The organism is Siccirubricoccus phaeus (genome assembly GCF_008360935.1).
Classification (GTDB): domain Bacteria; phylum Pseudomonadota; class Alphaproteobacteria; order Acetobacterales; family Acetobacteraceae; genus Siccirubricoccus; species Siccirubricoccus phaeus.
Genome location: NZ_SRXO01000014.1, coordinates 1 through 20,344, shown reverse-complemented (window position 1 = coordinate 20,344; position 20,344 = coordinate 1). Strand labels below are relative to the sequence as shown.

At 71.9% G+C, this 20,344-nt stretch carries 21 protein-coding genes; 11 read left to right on the top strand and 10 right to left on the bottom strand.

What is annotated here, in order from left to right; genetic code table 11:
* Positions 1 to 5 precede the first annotated feature (5 nt).
* The 10 genes from E5N76_RS18810 to E5N76_RS18770 all read right to left on the bottom strand — a co-directional run bounded on the left by E5N76_RS18810 (position 6) and on the right by E5N76_RS18770 (position 11,182).
* Positions 6 to 2,240, bottom strand: coding sequence for an MFS transporter (locus E5N76_RS18810; RefSeq protein ID WP_187830263.1), 2,235 nt, complete (start codon positions 2,238 to 2,240; stop codon positions 6 to 8).
* A 333-nt stretch (positions 2,241 to 2,573) separates the two neighbouring features.
* Entirely contained in the window at positions 2,574 to 3,575 is a 1,002-nt protein-coding gene (locus tag E5N76_RS18805; protein ID WP_149538863.1) for an asparaginase, read from the bottom strand.
* Positions 3,576 to 3,590: 15 nt separating this feature from the next.
* Positions 3,591 to 4,670 (bottom strand): pyrimidine utilization protein A, encoded by a 1,080-nt coding sequence (rutA, locus tag E5N76_RS18800; RefSeq protein WP_149538862.1) that lies wholly within the window; start codon positions 4,668 to 4,670, stop codon positions 3,591 to 3,593.
* A 211-nt stretch (positions 4,671 to 4,881) separates the two neighbouring features.
* Complete coding sequence (gene ccmI / locus E5N76_RS18795; protein WP_149538861.1) at positions 4,882 to 5,682, bottom strand: c-type cytochrome biogenesis protein CcmI; 801 nt, start codon at positions 5,680 to 5,682, stop codon at positions 4,882 to 4,884.
* Positions 5,679 to 6,191, bottom strand: a complete 513-nt coding sequence (locus E5N76_RS30600; protein WP_328593065.1) for a cytochrome c-type biogenesis protein — start codon at positions 6,189 to 6,191, stop codon at positions 5,679 to 5,681. Before E5N76_RS30600 ends, ccmI begins: the two co-directional genes overlap by 4 nt.
* A gap of 227 nt (positions 6,192 to 6,418) precedes the next feature.
* Complete coding sequence (locus E5N76_RS18785) at positions 6,419 to 7,078, bottom strand: DsbE family thiol:disulfide interchange protein (RefSeq protein ID WP_149538859.1); 660 nt, start codon at positions 7,076 to 7,078, stop codon at positions 6,419 to 6,421.
* Positions 7,075 to 9,039, bottom strand: a complete 1,965-nt coding sequence (locus E5N76_RS18780; RefSeq protein ID WP_149538858.1) for a heme lyase CcmF/NrfE family subunit — start codon at positions 9,037 to 9,039, stop codon at positions 7,075 to 7,077. Before E5N76_RS18780 ends, E5N76_RS18785 begins: the two co-directional genes overlap by 4 nt.
* A gap of 211 nt (positions 9,040 to 9,250) precedes the next feature.
* On the bottom strand, positions 9,251 to 9,760 hold the full coding sequence (ccmE, locus tag E5N76_RS18775; protein ID WP_149538857.1) for a cytochrome c maturation protein CcmE: 510 nt from the start codon (positions 9,758 to 9,760) through the stop codon (positions 9,251 to 9,253).
* Positions 9,757 to 9,933, bottom strand: coding sequence for a hypothetical protein (locus tag E5N76_RS29655; protein WP_187830262.1), 177 nt, complete (start codon positions 9,931 to 9,933; stop codon positions 9,757 to 9,759). Before E5N76_RS29655 ends, ccmE begins: the two co-directional genes overlap by 4 nt.
* Before the next feature lie 427 nt (positions 9,934 to 10,360).
* Positions 10,361 to 11,182, bottom strand: coding sequence for a heme ABC transporter permease (locus tag E5N76_RS18770; protein ID WP_149538856.1), 822 nt, complete (start codon positions 11,180 to 11,182; stop codon positions 10,361 to 10,363).
* 360 nt (positions 11,183 to 11,542) lie between these two features.
* On the opposite strand from E5N76_RS18770, the gene E5N76_RS18765 reads away from it, so the two are divergent.
* From E5N76_RS18765 to E5N76_RS18720, 11 genes are all read left to right on the top strand, one after another.
* The gene (locus E5N76_RS18765; RefSeq protein WP_149538855.1) at positions 11,543 to 11,959 is read left to right on the top strand and encodes an EVE domain-containing protein; all 417 of its coding nucleotides are present in this window, start codon (positions 11,543 to 11,545) and stop codon (positions 11,957 to 11,959) included.
* A 117-nt stretch (positions 11,960 to 12,076) separates the two neighbouring features.
* Complete coding sequence (locus E5N76_RS18760; protein WP_149538854.1) at positions 12,077 to 12,610, top strand: AAA family ATPase; 534 nt, start codon at positions 12,077 to 12,079, stop codon at positions 12,608 to 12,610.
* A 144-nt stretch (positions 12,611 to 12,754) separates the two neighbouring features.
* Positions 12,755 to 13,261, top strand: coding sequence for a GFA family protein (locus tag E5N76_RS18755; protein ID WP_149538853.1), 507 nt, complete (start codon positions 12,755 to 12,757; stop codon positions 13,259 to 13,261).
* Entirely contained in the window at positions 13,261 to 13,620 is a 360-nt protein-coding gene (locus tag E5N76_RS18750) for a Rieske (2Fe-2S) protein (RefSeq protein WP_149538852.1), read from the top strand. The genes E5N76_RS18755 and E5N76_RS18750 overlap by 1 nt, the downstream gene beginning before the upstream one ends.
* Before the next feature lie 310 nt (positions 13,621 to 13,930).
* Positions 13,931 to 14,596 carry a PRC-barrel domain-containing protein gene (locus E5N76_RS30095; protein ID WP_207792019.1) on the top strand — a complete coding sequence of 222 codons (666 nt, stop codon included), beginning with the start codon at positions 13,931 to 13,933 and terminating at the stop codon, positions 14,594 to 14,596.
* A gap of 516 nt (positions 14,597 to 15,112) precedes the next feature.
* Entirely contained in the window at positions 15,113 to 16,342 is a 1,230-nt protein-coding gene (locus E5N76_RS18740) for an aspartate aminotransferase family protein (RefSeq protein ID WP_187830261.1), read from the top strand.
* Positions 16,339 to 17,298, top strand: a complete 960-nt coding sequence (gene argF, locus E5N76_RS18735; RefSeq protein ID WP_149538851.1) for an ornithine carbamoyltransferase — start codon at positions 16,339 to 16,341, stop codon at positions 17,296 to 17,298. The genes E5N76_RS18740 and argF overlap by 4 nt, the downstream gene beginning before the upstream one ends.
* A gap of 196 nt (positions 17,299 to 17,494) precedes the next feature.
* Entirely contained in the window at positions 17,495 to 18,466 is a 972-nt protein-coding gene (gene hslO / locus E5N76_RS18730; RefSeq protein ID WP_149538850.1) for an Hsp33 family molecular chaperone HslO, read from the top strand.
* Positions 18,467 to 18,474: 8 nt separating this feature from the next.
* Positions 18,475 to 18,636, top strand: a complete 162-nt coding sequence (locus E5N76_RS29650; RefSeq protein WP_187830260.1) for a hypothetical protein — start codon at positions 18,475 to 18,477, stop codon at positions 18,634 to 18,636.
* Between the two features lie 464 nt (positions 18,637 to 19,100).
* Positions 19,101 to 19,694 (top strand): hypothetical protein, encoded by a 594-nt coding sequence (locus E5N76_RS18725; RefSeq protein ID WP_149538849.1) that lies wholly within the window; start codon positions 19,101 to 19,103, stop codon positions 19,692 to 19,694.
* Positions 19,695 to 19,707: 13 nt separating this feature from the next.
* On the top strand, positions 19,708 to 20,091 hold the full coding sequence (locus tag E5N76_RS18720; protein ID WP_149538848.1) for a RidA family protein: 384 nt from the start codon (positions 19,708 to 19,710) through the stop codon (positions 20,089 to 20,091).
* Positions 20,092 to 20,344: the final 253 nt, after the last annotated feature.

Sequence of the window (20,344 nt, the reverse complement as noted above, 5' to 3'; positions counted from 1 at the left end):
CGGCGTCACGCCGGCACCGCGAGACCCGCCCGGCGCCGCCAGGCCAGCGCCCCCAGCAGCGCCAGCGCCGCCAGGTTCGCCGCGATCCCCGCCTGCCACGCCACAGCATAATTCCCGAAGCCGTCATACAGCACGCCGGCCAGCCAGGCCCCCGCCGCCATGCCGGAGAGGCTGAGGAAGAGCAGCGCCGGCACCCGCCAGCTCGCCTCCTGCGCCGGGAACAACTCCCGCACCGCCAGGATGTAGGCGGGCACGATGCCGCTGAAGCCGAGGCCGAAGGCGGCCGCCACCAGGAACAGCCCGGCCTCGTCGGCCGTCGCCAGGAAGGCGGCCATGCCCACCGTCTGGCAGATATTCCCGGCGATGACCGCATGCAGCCCGCCGATCCGGTCCGCCACCCAGCCCCAGAATTGCCGCGCGACGAAGGCCGCGACCAGCAGGACGGAGAGCATCGCCGCGCCGCTCTGCCGCGTCAGGCCGAGATCGCCGCAGAAGGCGACGAGATGCGCCGCCGGCATCGCCATGGGGATGCAGCAGAGGAAGGAGGCGAGGCCGAGCAGCGCCAGCGCCAGGTTCGGCGCCATGCCCAGCACGCGCGCGCCGGCCACCGGCCCCGCGGCGGCCGCGCTGCCCGGCGGCGGCAGCGGCGCCGGCCGCAGCACCAGCGCCGCCAGCGGCAGCGCCACCAGCGCCACCACCCCGGCATAGAGCGCCATGGTCCGCTGCCAGCCGAGCGTGGCGATGCCCCGCTCGATCAGCGCCGGCCAGAGCGCGCCGGCGACATATTGCCCGGAAGCGACCAGCGCCAGCGCCGTGCCCCGCCGCTTGTCGAACCAGAGGGAGACGTAGGCCATCATCGGCGGGTAGAGCGCGCCATTGCCCAGCAGCCCGACCATCAGCCCGAAGCCGAGCAGCAACTGCCAGGGTGCCCCGCCCGAGGCGAGCAGCAGCCCGCCCGTGACCATCACACTGCCCAGCACCGCCACCAGCCGCGCCGAGGTACGGCCGGCCACCCAGCCCATCAGCACGCCGCCCAGCCCGGCGCCGACATAGGCGAGGGAGGCGACGAGGGAGGGCAGCGACCGCGCCTCCCCCATGCTTTCCGCGATGTCGCGCAGCCCGACCGTCACGATCAGCGGTGCGCCGAAGGAGACGGAGAGGATGACCACCGCCGCGACGGCGATGATCCAGCTCCATCTTGTTTCTATGCCTGGCGTTTCCGTCCCGTCCTTCGGCACGTTTTTATCCTTCCGGCGCCGCCTCCCGCTCATCGGCGCCGACCAGGTTCCAGACCGGCTCCGCGCGCAGCGCCCGGGCAATATTGTCCGCCGCGCGGCCAGCGCCATCTGGGTGACGCCGCCGACCGAGGCGGAATTATGCGGCGAACCGATGACGTTGGGCAGGCTCATGAAGGGATGTTCCATGCGGAACTGGCCATGCCGGATCGGCTCCACCCACCAAGCGTCGATGCAGGCGGTGAATTCCGGATTGGCCTGGAGATGGGCGAAGAGCGCCGCTTCATCCACGACCTCGCCGCGCGCCAGGTTGATGAGGATGGCGTCCTTCTTCATCAGGGCGAGGGCGCGGCCATCGATGATGCCGCGGGTCTTCTCGGTCAGCGGCACGCTGAGCACCAGGATGTCAGCGGCGGCCAGCATTTCCTCCAACTTGTCGGGGGTGCCGAGCCAGTCCACGGTTTCGTTGGTAGGGCCGCGCTTGATGGCGTGGATGGCGACGCCCATGGGCCGCATCAGCCGGGCGATGGCGGCGCCGATGCCGCCGAAGCCGAGGATGCCGCAGACCATGCCGGCAAGGCTGCGGTTCCGCGTCATCTGGTTGAACTCGCCGCGGGCGAGGGCGGCATGCTCGATGAACAGCCTTTTGGCGGCGGCCAGCGCCATGGCGAGGGCGTGTTCCGCCATGGGCTCGGCATAAGCGCCGCCATTGCAGGCAATGGGCACCTGCGCCGGCAGGGCGCGCAACGGCACGAAATCCACGCCGGCATTCATGAACTGAATCAGCTTTGCCTCGGCCAGCAGGGGCGCCTCGCCCGGCTGCAATTCCTTGGCCGTATTGCGGCCGAGATAGGCGCTGGCGCGGGACAGCGCGGCGGCGCGGGCTTCCGGCGAGAGATCCGGCAGCGCCACGGCTTCCGTGCCGGGCGGCAGCGGGGCGAGGAGGATCTCGCGGGCGGTGTCGTCCAGCGGGAAGCCGGAGACGATGAGGGCGTGGTTGCTCATGCGGCTATCCTGCGCTGTGTCGTGCTGTTGTGTTGCGAAGAACTGCAAGAACGGGGCCGCCTTCCTGGCCGTTCCGGCCGGGCGCGCAAAGCGTGCTCGACGTCGCGCCAGAGGCGCGCCTCCGGCGCGACCGAGCGTACCCCAAGCCACAGCCATGGTCCGGCTTTCCTGTCAAGGATGCAGCCGCGCGTCGTGCGGATAGCACGCCTTCGGCGCGAAGCGCGGTGCCGCTACGCGGCATCCTCGACAGGAAAACCGGACCGTGGCCTTCGCGAATAGTCGCCTTCGACGGCGTCGAAGGCGCCGAAAGGCGCCTTCTTTCGGAGGAATCCGTCAGTAGGTCTTGAACATCCGCCGGATCTCCTCCGGATCGCTGGTCTTGGTCAGCGCCAGCATCAGCAGGATGCGCGCCTTCACCGGCGTCAGGCTGTCGCCGCCGAGGAAGCCGGAGCGACGCAGCGAAACCTTGGTGTCGATCACCCGCCCGCTGCCGGAACGCGAGGACTGCACCACCACCACCCCGCGCTGCACCGCCGCCTCCAGCGCACCCATCTGCGCCGGCGAAGGGGAGCCGGAGGGCAGGCCGGCCGAGACCAGCCCCTTCGCCCCCGCGGCCACGGCAGCCTCGATGAACACCGCATCCGCCCCGGCATAGGCCGGGATGATGTCGACGCGCGGCAGCTCCTCGAGGCCGTCCACCTCGAACTCCGTCTCCGGCGCGCCGCGGCGCAGCGGCTTGCGGTAGAACTCCACCATGTCGCCATCGGCGCTGCCGAGGATGCCGACATCGCGCGAGACGAAGGTGTTCAGCCGGTAGTTGGAGGTCTTGGCGACGTCGCGCGCCGCGTTGATCTCGTCATTCAGCATCACCAGCACGCCCATGCCGCGGCTTTCCGGGCAGGCGGCCACGCGCACCGCGTTCAGCAGGTTCATCCCGCCATCGGCGCCGAGCGCAGAGGAGGGCCGCATCGCGCCGCAGACCACCACCGGCACCGGCACGCGCACGGCGAGGTTCAGGAAATAGGCCGTCTCCTCCAAGGTCGCCGTGCCATGCGTCACGACGATGCCGGCGATGGAGGGGTCGGCCTTCGCCGTCTGGTGGATCAGCGTCAGGATCGCCAGCCAGTGCGCCGGCCCGAAGGCCGTGCTGGCGACGTTCATATAGGGCACCTGCACGATTTCGGCGATGCGCGACAGCTCCGGCACCGTCGCCAGCAGCTCATCCACCTTCATGAAGCGGCCGGAGGTGCCGTATTCGTACAGATCCAGCCGGTCGGCGCCGACGCCGGAGATGGTGCCGCCGGTGCCGATGACGGCGATGCGGGGAAGGCTCATTCCTCGATACTCCTGTTACGCGGCTTGCAGCGCGTTCTGCCGGCTGCGCATCAGCGGCTGGATGCGCTGGCCGAATTGCTCGATGCCGATGCGGAAATCGTCGAAGGTCAGCATCACCCCGGCCAGGCCTTCGATCTCGGCCATTTCGTCCAGCAGCCGCGCGATGGTGGCGTAGGAGCCGATGAGCTTCGAGCCGCCATTGGGCAGCGGCGTCGCCTTGCGCAGATGCAGGGAATGGGAATTGGCCGTGGGGTTGGCATCGCCGCTCGCCTGGGCCACGCGCCAGGCCAGCGCCTCGTGATCCGTGCCGGCGACGTAGTGCTGCCACTTGGCTTCCGCCGCGGCGTCGGTCTCGTCGGCGATCACCATGGTGAGCGCCAGCGCCTGCACCTGCGTGCCGGCCGCCGCCGTCGCCTGCCGCAGCCGCGCGACATTGGCGGCGCTGTCCCGCGGGTCGTTGATCGCGCCCTGGCCGGTGCAGAAATTATAGGTGCAGCATTGCGCGGCGAAGGCCATGCCCGGGTCGCTGGTGCCGGCGGCGATCATCGGAATCGGGCGGGAGGGAAGCGGCCCCAGCCGGCAATCCTCCATGGTGAAGAAGCGGCCCTTGAGGTCGCAGCGCCCCGTCGTCCACAGCGCCTGCATGATGGAGACGTACTCGGTCAGCATGTCGTAGCGCTGGCCGTAATGCGCCTCCCCGGGCCAGAGGCCCATCTGGGCGTATTCCGCTTTCTGCCAGCCGGTGATGAGGTTCAGCCCGAAGCGGCCGCCGGAGATGTTGTCGATGGTCATCGCCTGGCGCGCCGCGATCGCCGGCGGCACGGCCAGGATCGGCACGGTGGCGTAGAGCTGGATGCGCGACGTCACCGCCGCCAGCGCCGACATCAGGGTGAAGCTGTCCAGATTCTGGTCCCAATAGCCGGAGGCGCCGCCGAAGCCGCGCAGCTTGATCATGGACAGCACGAAATCCAGCCCATAGCGTTCCGCGGCCTGGGTGACCGTGCGGTTCAGCTCGAAGCTCGGGGCGTATTGCGGGGAGGTGGTGGAGATCAGCCAGCCATTATTGCCGATGGGCAGGAAGACGCCGATTTGCATCGCTTGGCCTCACGCGGGTGGTGATACGGGCGTTGCAAATTGCATGCCGGGTATTGGACGCAATGCGTCCAACCCCGCCAAGGGCCGAAAAGGCCCCCTGGAACCCTTTAGCCTAGGCGCGACGGTCGAGGCGCAAAACTCAAGGTTCCCAAAGGCCCTTCGGCCTTTGGCGGGGGAGAGCCCGAGAGGGGGCAGCGCCCCCTCTCGGCACTCAAGGCAGGCTCTGCAGCCGCCTCTCCACCATCCCCCGCCAGGGCACGTCTTCCGGCGCATCTGCCAGCAGCGCCTGCCACACCCGCCGCGCATTCGCCGGCCGCCCCGCCCGTTCCTCCGCCAGGCCGGAGAGGAAGCGCAGCCCGATATGGCCCGGCGCCCGCGGCAGGCTTTCCGCCAGCAGGCGGGAGGCTTCTTCCACCTTGCCATCCTCCAGCAGCACTTGGGCGAGCTGGCCGGCAAGGTCAGGGTCGAATTGCATCGCCAAAGCGCGCTGGAAGGCCTCGGCGGCGGCGCCCAGCTCGCCCCGGCCGCGCTCCGCATTGCCCAGCAGCAGCCAGCCCGTGCGGGCCTGCGGGCTGTTCGGCGGCATCTGCGCCAGCCGGGCACGGAGCTGCGCCAGCATGGCCGCGTCGCGCTCCGCCACCTCCCGCCGCAGCGTGTAGGGGGCGGAGGGCATGCCGGGCGTGCCGGTCGCCAGGTAAAGCCCGAAGGCCGCCACCGGCACCGCCACCAGCAGCCCGGCCAGCAGGCGCTTGCCGCCGCCCCGCGCCGCGGCGTCCTCCGGCGCCGCCAGCAGCCGGCGCTGCAATTCCAGCAGCGCGGCGCGATGCGCCTCGGGGGCCAGCCGGCCGGCCTCCGCCTCCCGCGCCAGCTCGGCGCGCTGGGCCTCGAACAGCGCCAGATCCGCCTCCCGCCGGCCGCGGGCGCGGGGCGGGCGCAGCAGGGCCAGGCCGAGCGGCAGCAGGGCGGCCAGGGCAAGGGCGCCGAGCACCAGCCAGAAAAGCAGATCGGTCACGCCCCGGGCCGCCCCCGCAGCTTCTCGGCCAGCCGGGCCTCCTCTTCCTCGGAAAGCGGCGCCGGGGCAGGGGCGGCGGCGCTGCGGCGGCGCATGGCCAGCACCAGCGCCACGCCGCCCGCCAGCGCCACGGCCGGCGCCGCCCAGAGCAGCAGCGTGCCGGCCCGCAGCGGCGGCCGCAGCAGCACGTAATCGCCGTAGCGGTCGTGCAGATAGTCGATCACCTCGCGCTCGCTGCGGCCGGCCGCCACCTGCTCGCGGACGATGCGGCGGAGGTCCCGGGCCAGGTCGGCGTCGCTGTCCTCGATGGACTGGTTCTGGCAGACCATGCAGCGCAGCTCGCGGCCGATGGCGCGGGCCTTTTCCTCCTGGGCGGGGTCGCGGAGCTGCTCGGCGGGGTCGCCCACGGCGGCGAGGGCAGGGGAGGCGAGGAGGAGCAGGGCGGCGAGGACGAAAGATCGGGGGCGCTGCCCGTTGGCGGCAGCGCCGCCAACCCCCGCCGGGGCCAAAACCTGGCCCCGGACCCCGGTCTGAGTTTTGGACCCATGGGTTGAAGCTGCCGACCCGGAGCGAAGCGGCGAGGTTGTCTTCGCCCCGGCCGGGATGCGGGCGTCGCCAAGGTGGAAAACTTCGGCTGGGACGCGCCACAGACCCGTTTCGGGCGGGCTCTCAGGGCGGACAGCCCGGGGCGAAGGCGGGGTGGCGGAGCCCCCGCTGCTGCGCAAGGCGCCGGGCCTCATGCGTAGCGGCGCAGCAAGGGCTGCAATTCGGCGCTCATCGTGTCCTCGGTGATCGGCCCGGCCCAGCGCCAGCGGATGATCCCGGCCTTGTCGATGAGGTAGGTCTCCGGCACGCCGTACAGGCCCCAATCGATCGCCACCCGGCCGGGCTGGTCCACCCCGAGCTTCGCGAAGGGATTGCCGTGGCGGCGGAGGAAGCCGAGGCTGTCCTCCGGCTTGTCCTTATAGGCGATGCCCAGCAGCGGCACGCCCTCGCGCGAGAGGCGCATGAGCTGCGGATGCTCGATGACGCAGGGCACGCACCAGGAGGCGAAGAAATTCACCAGCACCGGCCGCCCCGGCGCGCGCAGATCGGCGGCGGACAGGGGCGGGCGCTCGGCACCGTCCAGCGGCGGCAGGGCGAAATCGGGCGGCGGCTTGCCGATCAGGGCGGAGGGCACGCCGCGCGGATCGTAGCTGCCGGTGCCGAGCCCCCGCAGCATGGCGTAGAACCCCGCGCCCGCGGCGGCGGCGGCGCCAAGCGGCGCGAGAAGCAGCAGGCGCCTTCTCCCTCCCCCGCTTTGCGGAGGAGGGTTGGGGTGGGGGGAGACCGAGAGGGCGGATCGCCGGTCCTCGGACCCGCCCGCGCGGGGAGGCGGCGTGCTCACCTCATTCATGCCCGCGCCGCCTTTGCCGCCAGCCTCGCCGCCGGCGCCGCCACCCGCGTCCGCCGGTCGCTGAGGGAAAGCCCGCCGCCCAGCGCCATCACCGCCGCCCCCAGCCAGATCCAGGGCGCCAGCGGGTTGTGGTGCAGGCGGAGGATGGCCGCGCCGTCCCGCTCCTCGCCCAGCACCACGTAGAGGTCGGACAGCCAGGTGGTGTGGATGGCGGCCTCCGTCGTCGTCATCCGCGCCACGGGGAAGCTCCGGCGGTCGGGTTCCAGCACCGTCACCGGGCGGCCCCCGCGCGTCACGGCCAGGGTGGCGCGGCGGGCGGTCCAATTCGGGCCCTGCACGTCGCGCACGCTCTCCAGCCGGAATTCATAGCTGGAGAGGGTCACCGCCTCCCCGGGCTTCAGTGCCGCCAGCCGGTCCGTCGCCAGCCCCATGCCGGCCAGGCCGAGCACCGTCACGCCCAGCCCGGCATGCCCCAGCGCCGCGCCCCAGGCGGCGCGTGGCAGGCCCTTCGCCCGCCCCCAGGCGGCGCGCGGCCGGCTGAACAGCGCCAGCCTTTCGGCGATATCCGCCGCCGCCCCGGCCATCAGCCACAGCGCGGCGGCGAAGCCGAGGGCCGGGCCGAGCCGCCACCCTTCCAGCGCGAGGCAGAGCAGAAAGGCCGCCAGCGCCGCCAGCGCCACCCACCACAGCCGCAGCAGCGCCGGCGCCAGCCGCGCCCGCTTCCAGGGCAGCATCGGCCCCACCGCCATGGCGCCGATCAAGGGCGCCGCCAGCGGCAGGGTGGCGGTGTTGAAGAAGGGCGGCCCGACCGAGATCTTTTCCGAGAGCAGCAGATCCGCGAACATCGGGTAGAGGGTGCCGACCAGCACCACCGCCGCGATGCTGCACAGAAGCAGATTGTTCAGCACCAGCGCGCCCTCGCGGGAGAGCGGGACGAAGACGCCCGCCGGCACCATGCTCGCCGCTCGCCAGGCAAACAGCAGGAAGCCGCCGCCGATGAAGACGGCCAGCAGGCAGAGGATCACCACCCCCCGCGCCGGGTCGTTGGCGAAGGCATGCACGCTGGTCAGCACGCCGGAGCGGACGAGGAAGGTGCCGAGCAGGCTCATGCCGAAGGCCAGCAGCGCCAGGAACACCGTCCAGGTCTTCAGCGCCTCCCGCTTCTCCACCACGATGGCGGAGTGCAGCAGGGCGGTGCCGGCCAGCCAGGGCAGCAGCGAGGCGTTCTCCACCGGATCCCAGAACCAGTAGCCGCCCCAGCCCAGCTCGTAATAGGCCCACCAGCTTCCCAGGGCGATGCCGAGCGTCAGGAAGCTCCACGCCGCCAGCGCCCAGGGCCGCACCCAGCGCCCCCAGGCGGCGTCGACGCGGCCCTCGATCAGCGCCGCGACGGCGAAGGCATAGGTGACGGCGAAGCCGACATAGCCGAGGTAGAGCAGCGGCGGGTGGAAGGCGAGGCCGGGGTCCTGGAGGATGGGGTTCAGCCCCTGGCCATCCATGGGCGGCGGCCACATCCGCTCGAAGGGGTTGGAGGTGGCGAGGATGAAGCCGAGGAAGGCCGCGGCGATCAGCCCCAGCACCGCCAGCACCCGGGATTGCAGCGCGGAGGGCAGGTTGCTGCCGAAGGCCGCCACCGCCCCGCCGCAGAGCGCCAGGATGAGGACCCAAAGGAGCATCGACCCCTCATGGTTCCCCCAGGTGCCGGAGAGCTTGTAGAGCAGCGGCTTCGCCGAATGGCTGTTCTGCACGACATTCGCCACCGTGGTGTCGTTCACCACATAGCTCCAGGCGAGGCAGGCGAAGGCGGCGAGGGTCGCCAGCAGCACGCCGGTGGCCAGCGGCGGCGCGGCGGCCATCAGCCGCGCCTCGGCCCGCTGGGCACCGAACAGGCCCACCGCCGCCTGGACCAGGGAAAGGGCCAAGGCGAGGATGAGGGCGAAATGACCCAGCTCCGGGATCATGCGCGGTTCTCCCTCCCCCGCTGGCGGGGGGTTGGACGCACTGCGTCCAACGGGGTGGGGGTGGTTGGCCGTGGCGCGGGTTTCGGGAGGACGGCGCTGCGACAAGCAGGGGGGCTAAGGCGCAGTCCGCGCTGCGCCCCCACCACACCCCCACCCCGTTGGGCGCAGCGCGCCCAACCCCCCGCGGGGCGGGGGAGGGAGAATGCATGCCTCACGACCCGTTCCTCCGCGCCGGCTCCAGCGTATTCCAGCTCGAGGCCGGCGGCGCCGCGCCCTGGCTGGGGTTCCAGTGGCCGCTGCGCTTCAGCGCGTCGGCCACCTCGGGCGGCATGTAGGTCTCGTCGTGACGGGCCAGGACCTCGCTGGCGCGGAACACGCCGTCCGGGCCGAGCTTGCCGAGCGTCACCACCCCCTGCCCCTCGCGGAACAAATCCGGCAGCACGCCGGTATAGGTCACCGGCACCGCATGCGCCCCGTCCGTCACCGTGAAGCGCGCGGTCGGGCGGCCATCCGTGCCCGTCTCCCGTGTCACGCTCCCTGCCTCCACCAGCCCGCCCAGGCGGAAGGCGCGGTCCGGCGCCGGCGCCGTGGCGGCGATATCGGAGGGCGAGCGGAAGAACACCAGATTGTCCTGGAAGGCCGTCAGGGTCAGGGCGGTGGCGCTGCCGAGGCCAAGCCCGCAGAGCAGCAGCACCCACAGCCGCCTACGCTTCTTCGTCATCCCGCCTTCCGCCTGCCTGCCGCCCGCCCGCCATCTGCCCGCTGGCGGGGATCCAGCGCCGCCAGCCGTCGCTTCGCCGCCGCATGGCGCATCGCCGTCGCTGCCGCCAGCAGCGCGAAGCCGCCGAGGACCAGGGCGTAGCCCGCCGCGACATGCGCCCAGTGCAGGCTCATGGCGCGCGTCCGGCCATCCGGCGCAGCCCGCCGCGCCCCGCGCCGCTGCGGCCACCGGACCGCCACGGTGCCGCCCGGTCCAGCCCGCCGCGCCCCGCGCCGCTGCGGCCACCGGACCGCCACGGTGCCGCCCGGTCCAGCCCGCCATGCCCCGCGCCGCCGCGGTCACCGGGCCGCCACGGCGCCATCCGCTCCGACCCGCCGCGCCCCGCATCGCCGCAGCCACCGGTCCGCCGCGGCGCCATCCGCTCCGACCCGCCGCGCCCCGCATCGCCGCAGCCACCGGTCCGCCGCGGCGCCATCCGCTCCGACCCGCCGCGCCCCGCATCGCCGCAGCCACCGGTCTGCCACGGCGCCATCCGCTGCCGGCCCCGGCGCCCCTCGGCGCCACCGTCATCGGATGATGTCGGCCGCCATGCCATCCGCCTCAGCCCTCCACGCCCCGCGCCGCCGCCTGCATCGCCGGACTCTCCGCCCGCCGCGCCGCCGCCAATTGCAGCGTCCGGATGCGCCGCTCCATCACCGCCGCCCGCACCCGCGCCAGCACCAGGGCCGCGAAGGCCAGGGTGAAGCCGAGGGCGCAGACCAGCAGCGGGTAGAGGATATCCACATGCAGCCCCGGCGCATTGATCCTGGTCACGCTGGCCGGCTGGTGCAGGGTGTTCCACCAATCGACGGAGAATTTCACCACCGGCACGTTCACCGCCCCGATCAGCGCCAGGATGGCGCCCATTCGCGCCCCCCGCTCCTGGTCGTCGAAGGCCCGGACCAGGGCGGCATGGCCCAGCCAGAGGAAGAACAGCACCAGCACGCTGGTCAGCCGCGCATCCCAGACCCACCAGGTGCCCCACATCGGCTTGCCCCAGAGGCTGCCGGTGGCGAGGCAGAGCGCCGTCACCAGCGCGCCCACCGGCGAGAGCTCGCGGCAGGCCAGATCCGCCAGCGGGTGCCGCCAGACCAGGGCGAACACGGAGCCGATGGCCAGCCCGACATACCCCCCCATGGACAGCCAGGCCATGGGCACATGGATGTAGAGCAGCCGGACCGTCTCCCCCTGCTGCCAATCGGGCGGGGAGAAGAACAGCCCCCAGGCCACCCCCACCGCCAGCACCAGCAGGGAAGCGGCGCTGAGCCAGGGCAGCACCCGCCCGCTCAGCCGCAGGAAGCGGCCGGGATTGGCGAAACGGTGCAGCGAGCCCCCCCTGGCCGGGGCGGGGCCGGCGAGCGGCGGTGCGTCGGCGGTGTCCACGGCCCCTAACTAGCGCGAATCGCCGCGGATTGAAGCATCGGCTCGCCGGGTTAATCTTCCGGCCAGGTGCGTGATCGCCCCGGGGCGTTTCGCCCGCAGGCGGGGATGGCGCGACGGGGTTGGTGTCCTGCCGGCCCCCTTCGCCGGATCCCCCGGCGCAGGGGGCGGAGAAGCAGGCCACTGAAAACAGGGGCTGGCGTCCTGGGTCCGCTGTCCTGGACCGCGGCATCGGAGCGCCAGGGCAGCGCGATCGCCTGGCGGCTTCGCCGGAAGGCGGGAATTGTACGGCTGAACAATGGCCTGGCGCGGTAGGCGGGCGTGAAGCCGGCGCCTGCCCCGCCGGCTTCCGAGGGGCGGGCAATGGCCTATTGGCTGGTGAAGAGCGAACCGGATGCGTTTTCCTGGGACCAGCAGGTGGCCAACGGCACCGAGCCCTGGACCGGCGTCCGCAACGCCCAGGCGGCCAACCACCTCAAGGCCATGCAGAAGGGCGACCTGGCCTTCTTCTACCATTCCAATGTGGGGAAGGAGATCGTCGGCCTCGTGAAGGTGGTGCGCACCGCCTATCCGGACCCGACGGACGAGACCGGCCGCTGGGTCTGCGTGGACATGCAGGCGGTGAAGCCCGTGCCCAGGCCCGTCACCCTCGCCGCCATCAAGGCGGACCCGGCGCTGGCGGAATTCGCGCTGGTCCGGCAGTCCCGGCTTTCCGTCATGCCGGTCAGCCCGGAACATTGGGCGCTGCTCTGCCGGATGGCGGGGGTGAAGGGGAAATAAAGCGCGCCCAGGGGCGTGCGCCCCCGGAACGCCCGGCCGGTGCCGGCGCCGCGGCCGCCCGCGCGGATCGCGGCCCGGCCGCGGCGGGCCGCACTGCCGTGCGAAGGGAGACGCCCGATGAGCGACCGTTTCGTCATCCTCTCCGGCTGCTCCGGCGGTGGGAAATCCACCCTGCTCGCCGAGCTCCGCCGGCGCGGCCATGCCACGGTGGAGGAGCCCGGCCGCCGGGTGATCGCCGCCGAGCAGGCGAGCGGCGGCAGCGCCCTGCCCTGGCTGGACCTCGCCGGCTTCGCCCGCCGCGCCATCGCGCTGGCCCTGGCGGACCGGGCGGCCGCCGCTTCCCTGCCGGGCCGGGTCTTCTTCGACCGCGGCCTCATCGACGCGGCGGCGGCGCTGGAGCACGCGACCGGCACGCCGGCGCTGCAGCCGCTGGGCCGGGCCCATCGCTACCACCCGACGGTCTTCCTGACGCCGCCCTGGCCGGAAATCTACGCCACCGACCCGGCGCGGCGGCATGGCTTCGACGCGGCGGTGGCGGAATATGCCCGGCTCGAGGACGCCTATCGCCGCCTCGGCTACCGTCTCCTCATCCTGCCGCGGGAAAGCGTCGCGGCGCGGGCCGACCGCCTGCTGGCGGCGCTGCAGGGCTGAGCGCATGGCCCCCGCGGCCGGCCCCGGCGCGGGCCGCCTTCACCTTTTCCTGCGCGCCGCCCGTGCCGAGCGATTTTCCGGTCGCGCCGCCAGGGCTTTTCGGGGATCACAGCCCCGGTGATCATGCTCTGAAGGGAGAGCCCGATGCATCTCCAAGGCTCCTGCCATTGCGGCGCGGTGAAATTCCGCCTCGAAAGCGACCACCCCTACCCCTATCAGCGCTGCTACTGCTCCATCTGCCGCAAGACCCAGGGCGGTGGCGGCTATGCCATCAACCTCGGCGGCGATGCCGCGACGCTGAAGGTCACCGGGCAGAGGCACGTCACGGTCTATCACGCGAAGCTGCGGGAGGAGGGCGAGGCCCGCGCCCGCCGCAGCCCGGCGGAGCGGCATTTCTGCAGCCTTTGCGGCAGCGCCCTCTGGCTCTACGACAAGCGCTGGCCGGAGCTGATCCACCCCTTCGCCTCGGCCATCGACACCCCCTTGCCGGTGCCGCCGGACAGCACGCACCTCATGCTGGCCTACAAGCCGGACTGGGTGCAGGTGCAGCGCGGCAAGCGGGACCGCTTGCATGACGAGTATCCGGAGGAGAGCATCGCCGAATGGCATGAACGGCACGGGCTGGCCGAGGGGGCCAAGGGGGAGTCGTGATGGCGGAAAGTGAGGCGGGACGGCGGGTGCTCTGCCGGCTGGAGGAGATCCCGGACAATGCCGCCCGCGGCTTCCCGGCGGCGCCGGGCGGCTTCACCGGCCTCTTCGCGGTGCGGCGGGGGGAGCAGGTTTATGTCTATGTGAATTCTTGCCCGCATATCGGCCTGCCGCTGGAGCCGCTGCCGGACCGCTTCCTGGATACGCGCAGGCAGGTGATCATCTGCTCCGCCCATGGCGCCCGCTTCCGCATCGAGGACGGGATGTGCGTGACCGGCCCCTGCATCGGCGAAGCGCTGGAAGCGGTGCCGGTGGAGATCGTGGACGGCGAGGTGACCGTTCCCGCCGACGCCGGATTGTAGGGCGCGGCCGCTCGGGGCGCGGTGGACGGAAAGCGTGAACCGGGCGGTCGGGCAAGGGGCATGATCGCTCGAGGCGCGGCCATCGGGGAGCGTGCCTCGCGCGATCGGGCGGGGGGCTGGAGCGCGATGCGCGCGAAGCGGATGCCGCCCTCCGCCCTCCGCCCTCCGCCCTCGGCGTCCCAGCCTCACGCGGCGCGGAGCGCGCAGCGCCGGCGGCAGGCGGGAGCGGCAAGGCAACCTCCGCCGACAGCCTCGCGTTACACCGGCCTCATCCGCACGACGGATGCAGCAAAGGAGGAGGCCACACACCATGACGCAACGGCAGTCCCTGCTCGCCATGACCGCGGCCGCCGCGCTGCTCGCCCTGCCCGCTTTCGCGCAGCAGAACAACGGCACCGGCACCGCGCCGCGCGACGCTTCGGGCGGCGTGCTCGCGCAGCAGCAGCGCGAGGTCACGCCGCGCGACGGCACGACCGGCAACCCCCCGCCCGCCGCCGCCCCGCAGCGCGGCGCGGAAACCTCCCCGCCGGACGGTACGCCCGGCAACCCGCCCGGCACCGCCGCCGGCCGCGCCACGGACCGCGCGCTCGGCACCAACATGTCCGGCGCGCATCCGGAGAATGACCGCAGCGCCACCGGCGCCGGCGCCACCACGGGCACGATGCCGGTGGACAGCATGGCAGCGGCGAATGGCCGGCGCGCCAGCAAGCTGATCGGCTCCAGCGTGTACAACGAAAACAATGAGAGCATCGGCTCGGTCGACGACATCCTGATCCCGCCGGGCGGCGGCCAGCCGGTGGCGGTGCTCTCGGTCGGCGGCTTCCTCGGCATCGGCGCGAAGCTGGTGGCGGTGCCCTATGAACGGCTGCAGACCACGCAGAACGGCCAGCGCTGGACCATGGCGGGCGCCACCAAGGACAGCCTGACCCAGCTGCCGAGCTTCAGCTACGACCAGTCGGCCGAGCGGCGCGGCTAAGCGGGGCCTTCCCGGGCAGGCGGCTCCGCCCCACGGGCGCGAAGTTGGCCCTGGCAGAGGGCTCTGCCCTCTGCACTCCCGCCGGGGGGAAGGCTTCCCCCCGGACCCCGCCGCGAGTTGGCGGGTTGAACCGTCGGATCTGAAACCCACACCGGGGTCGGAGGCTGGTCCAGCCCCCGGGCGGGGGTCAGGCATGTGCTGCGTTCAACGGGCAAAGCCCCCGACTTCCGAACCTGCGCACATGGGGCCCGGGCTGGTCGCGCGCACCGTGTTGTCCTACGTCGCGCGCACGGCCATGGGCGCCGCCGCCGCCATGCCCAAGGCCGTGCTCCAGCAGCGATTTCCGGCGGCCATGCCAGGGCCTGCCCTGGACCTGGCCCGGGCAATGCGGGGCCATGCGCGGAATTTCACGCATCCGCGTTTGACGCGCCCCCCCCTTTCCGGCCAAATCCGTGGCTTCCCCGCGGAAGCCTGGGCGGTCTTCGCCCCGGCAGGGGAAGGTTGGAGCCAGATCCCGTGATTCCCGCCCTGATGCCCACCTACAACCGCGCCGACCTCGCTTTCGAGCGGGGCGAGGGCGCCTGGCTGTGGACGGCGGATGGGCGACGATTCCTCGATTTCGGCGCCGGCATCGCCACCGCCTCCCTCGGCCATGCCCATCCGCATCTGGTGCAGGCCATCGCCGAGCAGGCGGCCCGCGTGATGCATACCTCGAATCTCTACCGCATCCCGCAGGCGGAGAAGCTCGCGGCGCGGCTGGTCGAGACCTCCTTCGCCGACAGCGTCTTCTTCTGCAATTCCGGCGCCGAGGCGAATGAGGGGATGATCAAGGCCGTCCGCAAATACCATGCGGAGAACGGCCATCCGGAGCGCTTCGTCACCATCTGCTTCGAGGGCGCCTTCCACGGCCGGACGCTCGCGACGCTCGCGGCGACGGGCAACGAGAAATACCTGGCCGGCTTCGGCCCGCCGGTGCAGGGCTTCAAACACATCCCCTTCGGCAACATGAACGCGCTGCGGGACGCCATCGACGGCAGCACCGCCGCGGTGATGATCGAGCCGATCCAGGGCGAGGGCGGCGTGCGTCCCGCGCCGCTCGACGTCCTCCGCCAGATCCGCGCCGCCTGCGACGAATTCGGGGTGCTGCTGGCCCTGGATGAGGTGCAGACCGGCATGGGCCGCACCGGCAAGCTCTGGGCCTATGAATGGGCCGGGATCGAGCCGGACGTCATGTCCTCGGCCAAGGGCATCGGCGGCGGCTTCCCGCTCGGCGCCATCCTGGCGAAGGAGAAGGTGGCGAAGTATCTGAAGGCCGGCACCCATGGCAGCACCTTCGGCGGCAACCCGCTGGCCTGCGCCGCCGGCAATGCCGTGCTGGACGTGATCCTCGCCCCCGGCTTCCTGGAGCAGGTGGAGCGCGTCGGCCGCTACCTCTGGGACGGGCTGCAGAAGCTGGCCTCCCGCCACCCGAAGCTGGTGGAAGGCGTGCAGGGCATGGGGTTGCTGGTCGGCCTCAAGCTGCGGCCGGAGGTCGCCAACGGCGACCTGCAGAACGCCGCCGCGGCGGAGGGGCTGCTGACCGTCGCCGCCGGCATGAATGTGCTGCGCTTCGCCCCGCCGCTCATCATCACCGAGGCCGAGGTGGATGCGGCGCTCGGCCTGCTGGAGCGGGCCTGCCTCTGTGTCGCGCCGCAAGGCACGCCGGCCAATGGCTTGCCCGGCGGGGAGAAGGCGGCGGCGCAATGAGTGCCTCATTGGCCGCGGTGAAGACGGAAAGGGGGGGCCGCGAGCCCCCCCGCCACTTCCTGGAATTGATGGATATCGAGCCGGCGGTGCTGCGCCGCATGCTCGATCTCGGGGTGAAGGCGAAGCGCGGCGAGATCGCCGGCAAGCCGCTCGCCGGCAAATCCGTGGCGCTGATCTTCGAGAAGCCCTCCACCCGCACCCGCGTCTCCTTCGAGCTCGGCATCCGCCAGCTCGGCGGCGAGGTGATCGTGCTCTCCTCGAAGGACATGCAGCTCGGCCGGGGGGAGACGCCGGCGGATACCGCCCGGGTGCTGTCGCGCTATGTCGATGCCATCATGCTGCGCACCGACGACGTGGCGAAGATCCGGGAACTGGCGCGGCACGCCACGGTGCCGGTGATCAACGGGCTGACCGATGTCTCGCATCCCTGCCAGCTCATGGCGGATGTGATGACCTTCGAGGAGCATCGCGGCCCGATCGCCGGCCAGGTGGTGGCCTGGACCGGCGACGGCAACAACGTGGCGCAAAGTTTTATTCAAGCCGCAGCGCGGTTCGGCTTCACCCTGCGGCTGGCCACGCCGCCGGAGCTGGCGCCGCCGGCGCAATTGGTCGATTGGGCGCGGAAGGAAGGCGCGAAGATCGAGCTGACCGCCGACCCGGTGGCGGCCGTCGCCGGCGCAAGCTGCGTGGTGACGGATACCTGGGTCTCCATGTCCGACGAGAAGGCGGACGGGCCTAGCAGCCGCCACAACCTCCTCGCCCCCTACCAGCTCAATGAAGCGCTGCTGGCCAGGGCCGCGCCGGACGCCATCGTGATGCACTGCCTGCCGGCGCATCGCGGCGAGGAGATCACCGATGCGGTGATGGACGGACCGCAAAGCGTGGTGTTCGACGAGGCGGAGAACCGGCTGCACGCCCAGAAGGGCGTGCTGCTCTGGGCGCTCGGGCTGGGATGAGCCCCGGCCCCTGAGGCGGGCCAGGGGCTCTCGGGCCAGGGGTTTGATCGGAGCCTTGGGTGCGGGCTTGGGTCGGGGCCCTGGACCCCGGGGGGCCTTGCACTCGGGGGCAGGGTGGGCGCGGCGCTGCCGGGCACCTATCTATGGGGCCGCCCGCCCGCCCCATGCGCCGCTGTGCGCCCGAAGGTTTTTTGCCTTGTCCGATCCGACCCAGCCCTCCGCCACCCCGGATTTCCTCCAGCATGACCGGCCGCCGGTGCCGGATATCGTCGTGCCGCGCGGCGTGGTGCCCTTTCACCTGCACCTGAAGCCGGTGCGCGGCCGGCTCATCCGCCTTGGCCCGCTGGCCGACGCCCTGCTGTCCCGCCATGAGAACCACCCCGCCGTCACCCGGCTTTCCGGCCAGGCCCTGGCGCTGACGGCCGGGCTGGCGGGGGCGCTGAAATACCGCGGCAGCTTCTCCCTGCAGGCCAAGGGCGACGGCCCGGTGCCCATGCTGCTGGCGGATTGCACCGAAACCGGTGCCCTCCGCGGCTATGCCAGGGCGGAGCCGGAGGCGCTGGACGCCGCCCTGGACGCTGCCCCGATGCCGGAGGCCGGCGCCCTGCTGGGCAAGGGCTACCTTGCCTTCACCTGCGACCAGGGGCCGGAGATGGATCGCTACCAGGGCATCGTCGCCATCGAGGGCGACACCCTGGCGGAGATGACGGACAGCTATTTCCGCACCTCGGAGCAGCTTCGCGCCCATATCCGCCTGGCCTGCGACCGCACCGAGGCGGGCTGGCGCGCCAGCGCCTTCATCATGGAGCGGGTGGCGGGGGAGGGCGGCATCGACCCCGCCCTGGATGAGGAGGCGCAGGAGGAAGCCTGGCGCACCGCCCTGGCCCTGGCCGGCACCCTGACCGATGCCGAGCTGCTGGACGATGCCCTGCCGTCCGCCCAGCTCCTCCATCGGCTGTTCCATGCCGAGGGGCTGGCGCTGGACCGGCCGCGCGCCCTTTCCTATGGCTGCCGCTGTTCCCGGGCCAAGCTCTCCGGCGTGCTGGCCGGCTTTGGGGAGGATGACCTGGACCACATGGCCCAGGAGGATGGCGCCATCACCATGAATTGCGAGTTCTGCAACCTCGCCTTCCGCTTCGAGCGCGCCGAGGTGCGGAGCCGTCACTGAGACCCCCCATGGCGTCGCTGCGCGCCGCCATGGGCCCCGGGTTCCGGACGATCAGCGCCTCGCACAACCGGCCGCGGCCGGGCCAAGGGGTGGCGCGGCAGCAAGCCGCGCGGCAAGCCGCCGCCCGCCGCCTGCGCTGCAACACCCGAGGCTGGAGCGTGATCGGCTGAGGCCGCGTCGACCGAAGCCGTGAATCACGCGACCAACAATGCGCCAGAGCGGGACGGGTGAGCGAGGCTTAACCGATCCCGCCCCAGTGGCCCAATTCCTAGAGCGTGATCGGTTGAGGTCGAATCGACCGAAACCGTGAATCACGCGACCGAACAATGAGCTAGAGCGGGGCGGGTGAGCGCAGCTCAACCGATCCCGCTTTAAGTCCGCAGGACTTCGGAATCGGGCGCTTGTGTTTTCAGCGGCGTGCTTGTCCGCTGCGCTCGCTGGAAATCCAGCGAACTTCGCGGGCGGGACACTGGAGCATTTACCAGTCCGGCGGAATCGCCGGACGACTCGGAAAATGCGACAGAACAAGAAGCTGGAGCGGGTTCACCGAGCGCAGGCGAGGTGAAACCGCTCTAGCCGCCCCGCCCCGCCAAGGTTAGCCTCGCCCCTTTCCACCCGCGAGGAGCCTGCCCGCATGCCGCACCGGCGGTCCCTGCTGCTGCTGCCGATGCTCGCCGCCGCCTGTGGCCGAGACCCCGCCCCGGTGCCGGCCACCCCGATCGGCTACCGCTACCTGATCCCCCTGCCGCTGAATGTCGGCGAGATCCAGATCTCGGACGAAACGCCGGCGACCACGATCGGCGATGTCGGCGCCCGCCTTTCCCCCACCCCGGCCGAGGCGGTGCGCATCATGGCCCGCGACCGGCTGGTGGCGGTGGGGACGGAGGGCAAGGCGGTGTTCACCGTCGCCACCTCCCAGCTCATCCAGGGGCGGGAGAGCCTTTCCTGCGTGCTCGCCTGCCGTCTGGAAATCGTCTCCCCCCTGGGCAGCCGCATGGGCTATGTGGAGGCCGGGACCCGCCGTGCCGTCTCCGGCCCGGATGCGGAGCGCCGCCGGGCGGATGAGGCGCTGCTGCGCCAGACGCTGGATGCGCTGAACGTGGAATTCGAATTCCAGGTGCGCCGCAGCCTGCGGGAATTCCTGGCGGCGGTGGCGCCGAACCCGGACGGCACCATCCCGGCGCCCTCCCCCGCCCCGGTGGAGCGCGAAACCCTGCCCCGCGAGTGAAGGAGGAACGACCATGGCCGTCACGCTGTCCAATCCTGTCGGCGTCCATACCCCGGGCGCCTATTCCCATGCTGCCCTGGTTTCCGGCGCGACGGAGCGCCTGGTGCTCTCCGGCCAGGTCGGGGTGAAGCCCGATGGCAGCGTGGTGGAGGAGGGCACGGCGCAGATCGACCAGGCCCTGGCCAATATCGGCACCATCCTGGACGCCCATGCGATGACCCAGGCGAATCTGGTGAAGATGACGGTCTTCCTGACCGATCCGGCGCTGATCCCCGCCTGGCGCGCGGCGCGCGGCGCCTGGCTGGGCGAGCACCGGCCGGCCAGCACGCTGCTGATCGTGGCCGGGCTGGCGGACCCGAAATTCAAGGTGGAGGTGGAGGCCGAGGCGGCGAAGTAGGCGCGGCGCCGCCCCGGGCCCCTGGCAGGGCGCTGCCCCTCGGCGGCCAACGCCCCCGGGCCAGGACCAGGCCGCGGGTCCGGGCCCGTCGGGCCGATGGCCGCGAGGGCATTAGAGCGGTTTCAGGCTGACTGTGCAGCGCGAAACCGCTCTAGCTTATGGATTGTAGAGCAGATTCACGCCTCCGGGCGATGCCGCCCTCCGGCGATCACGCTCTAGAGCATGCTGTGTTTAGGCGGAAGCATATCCTGAG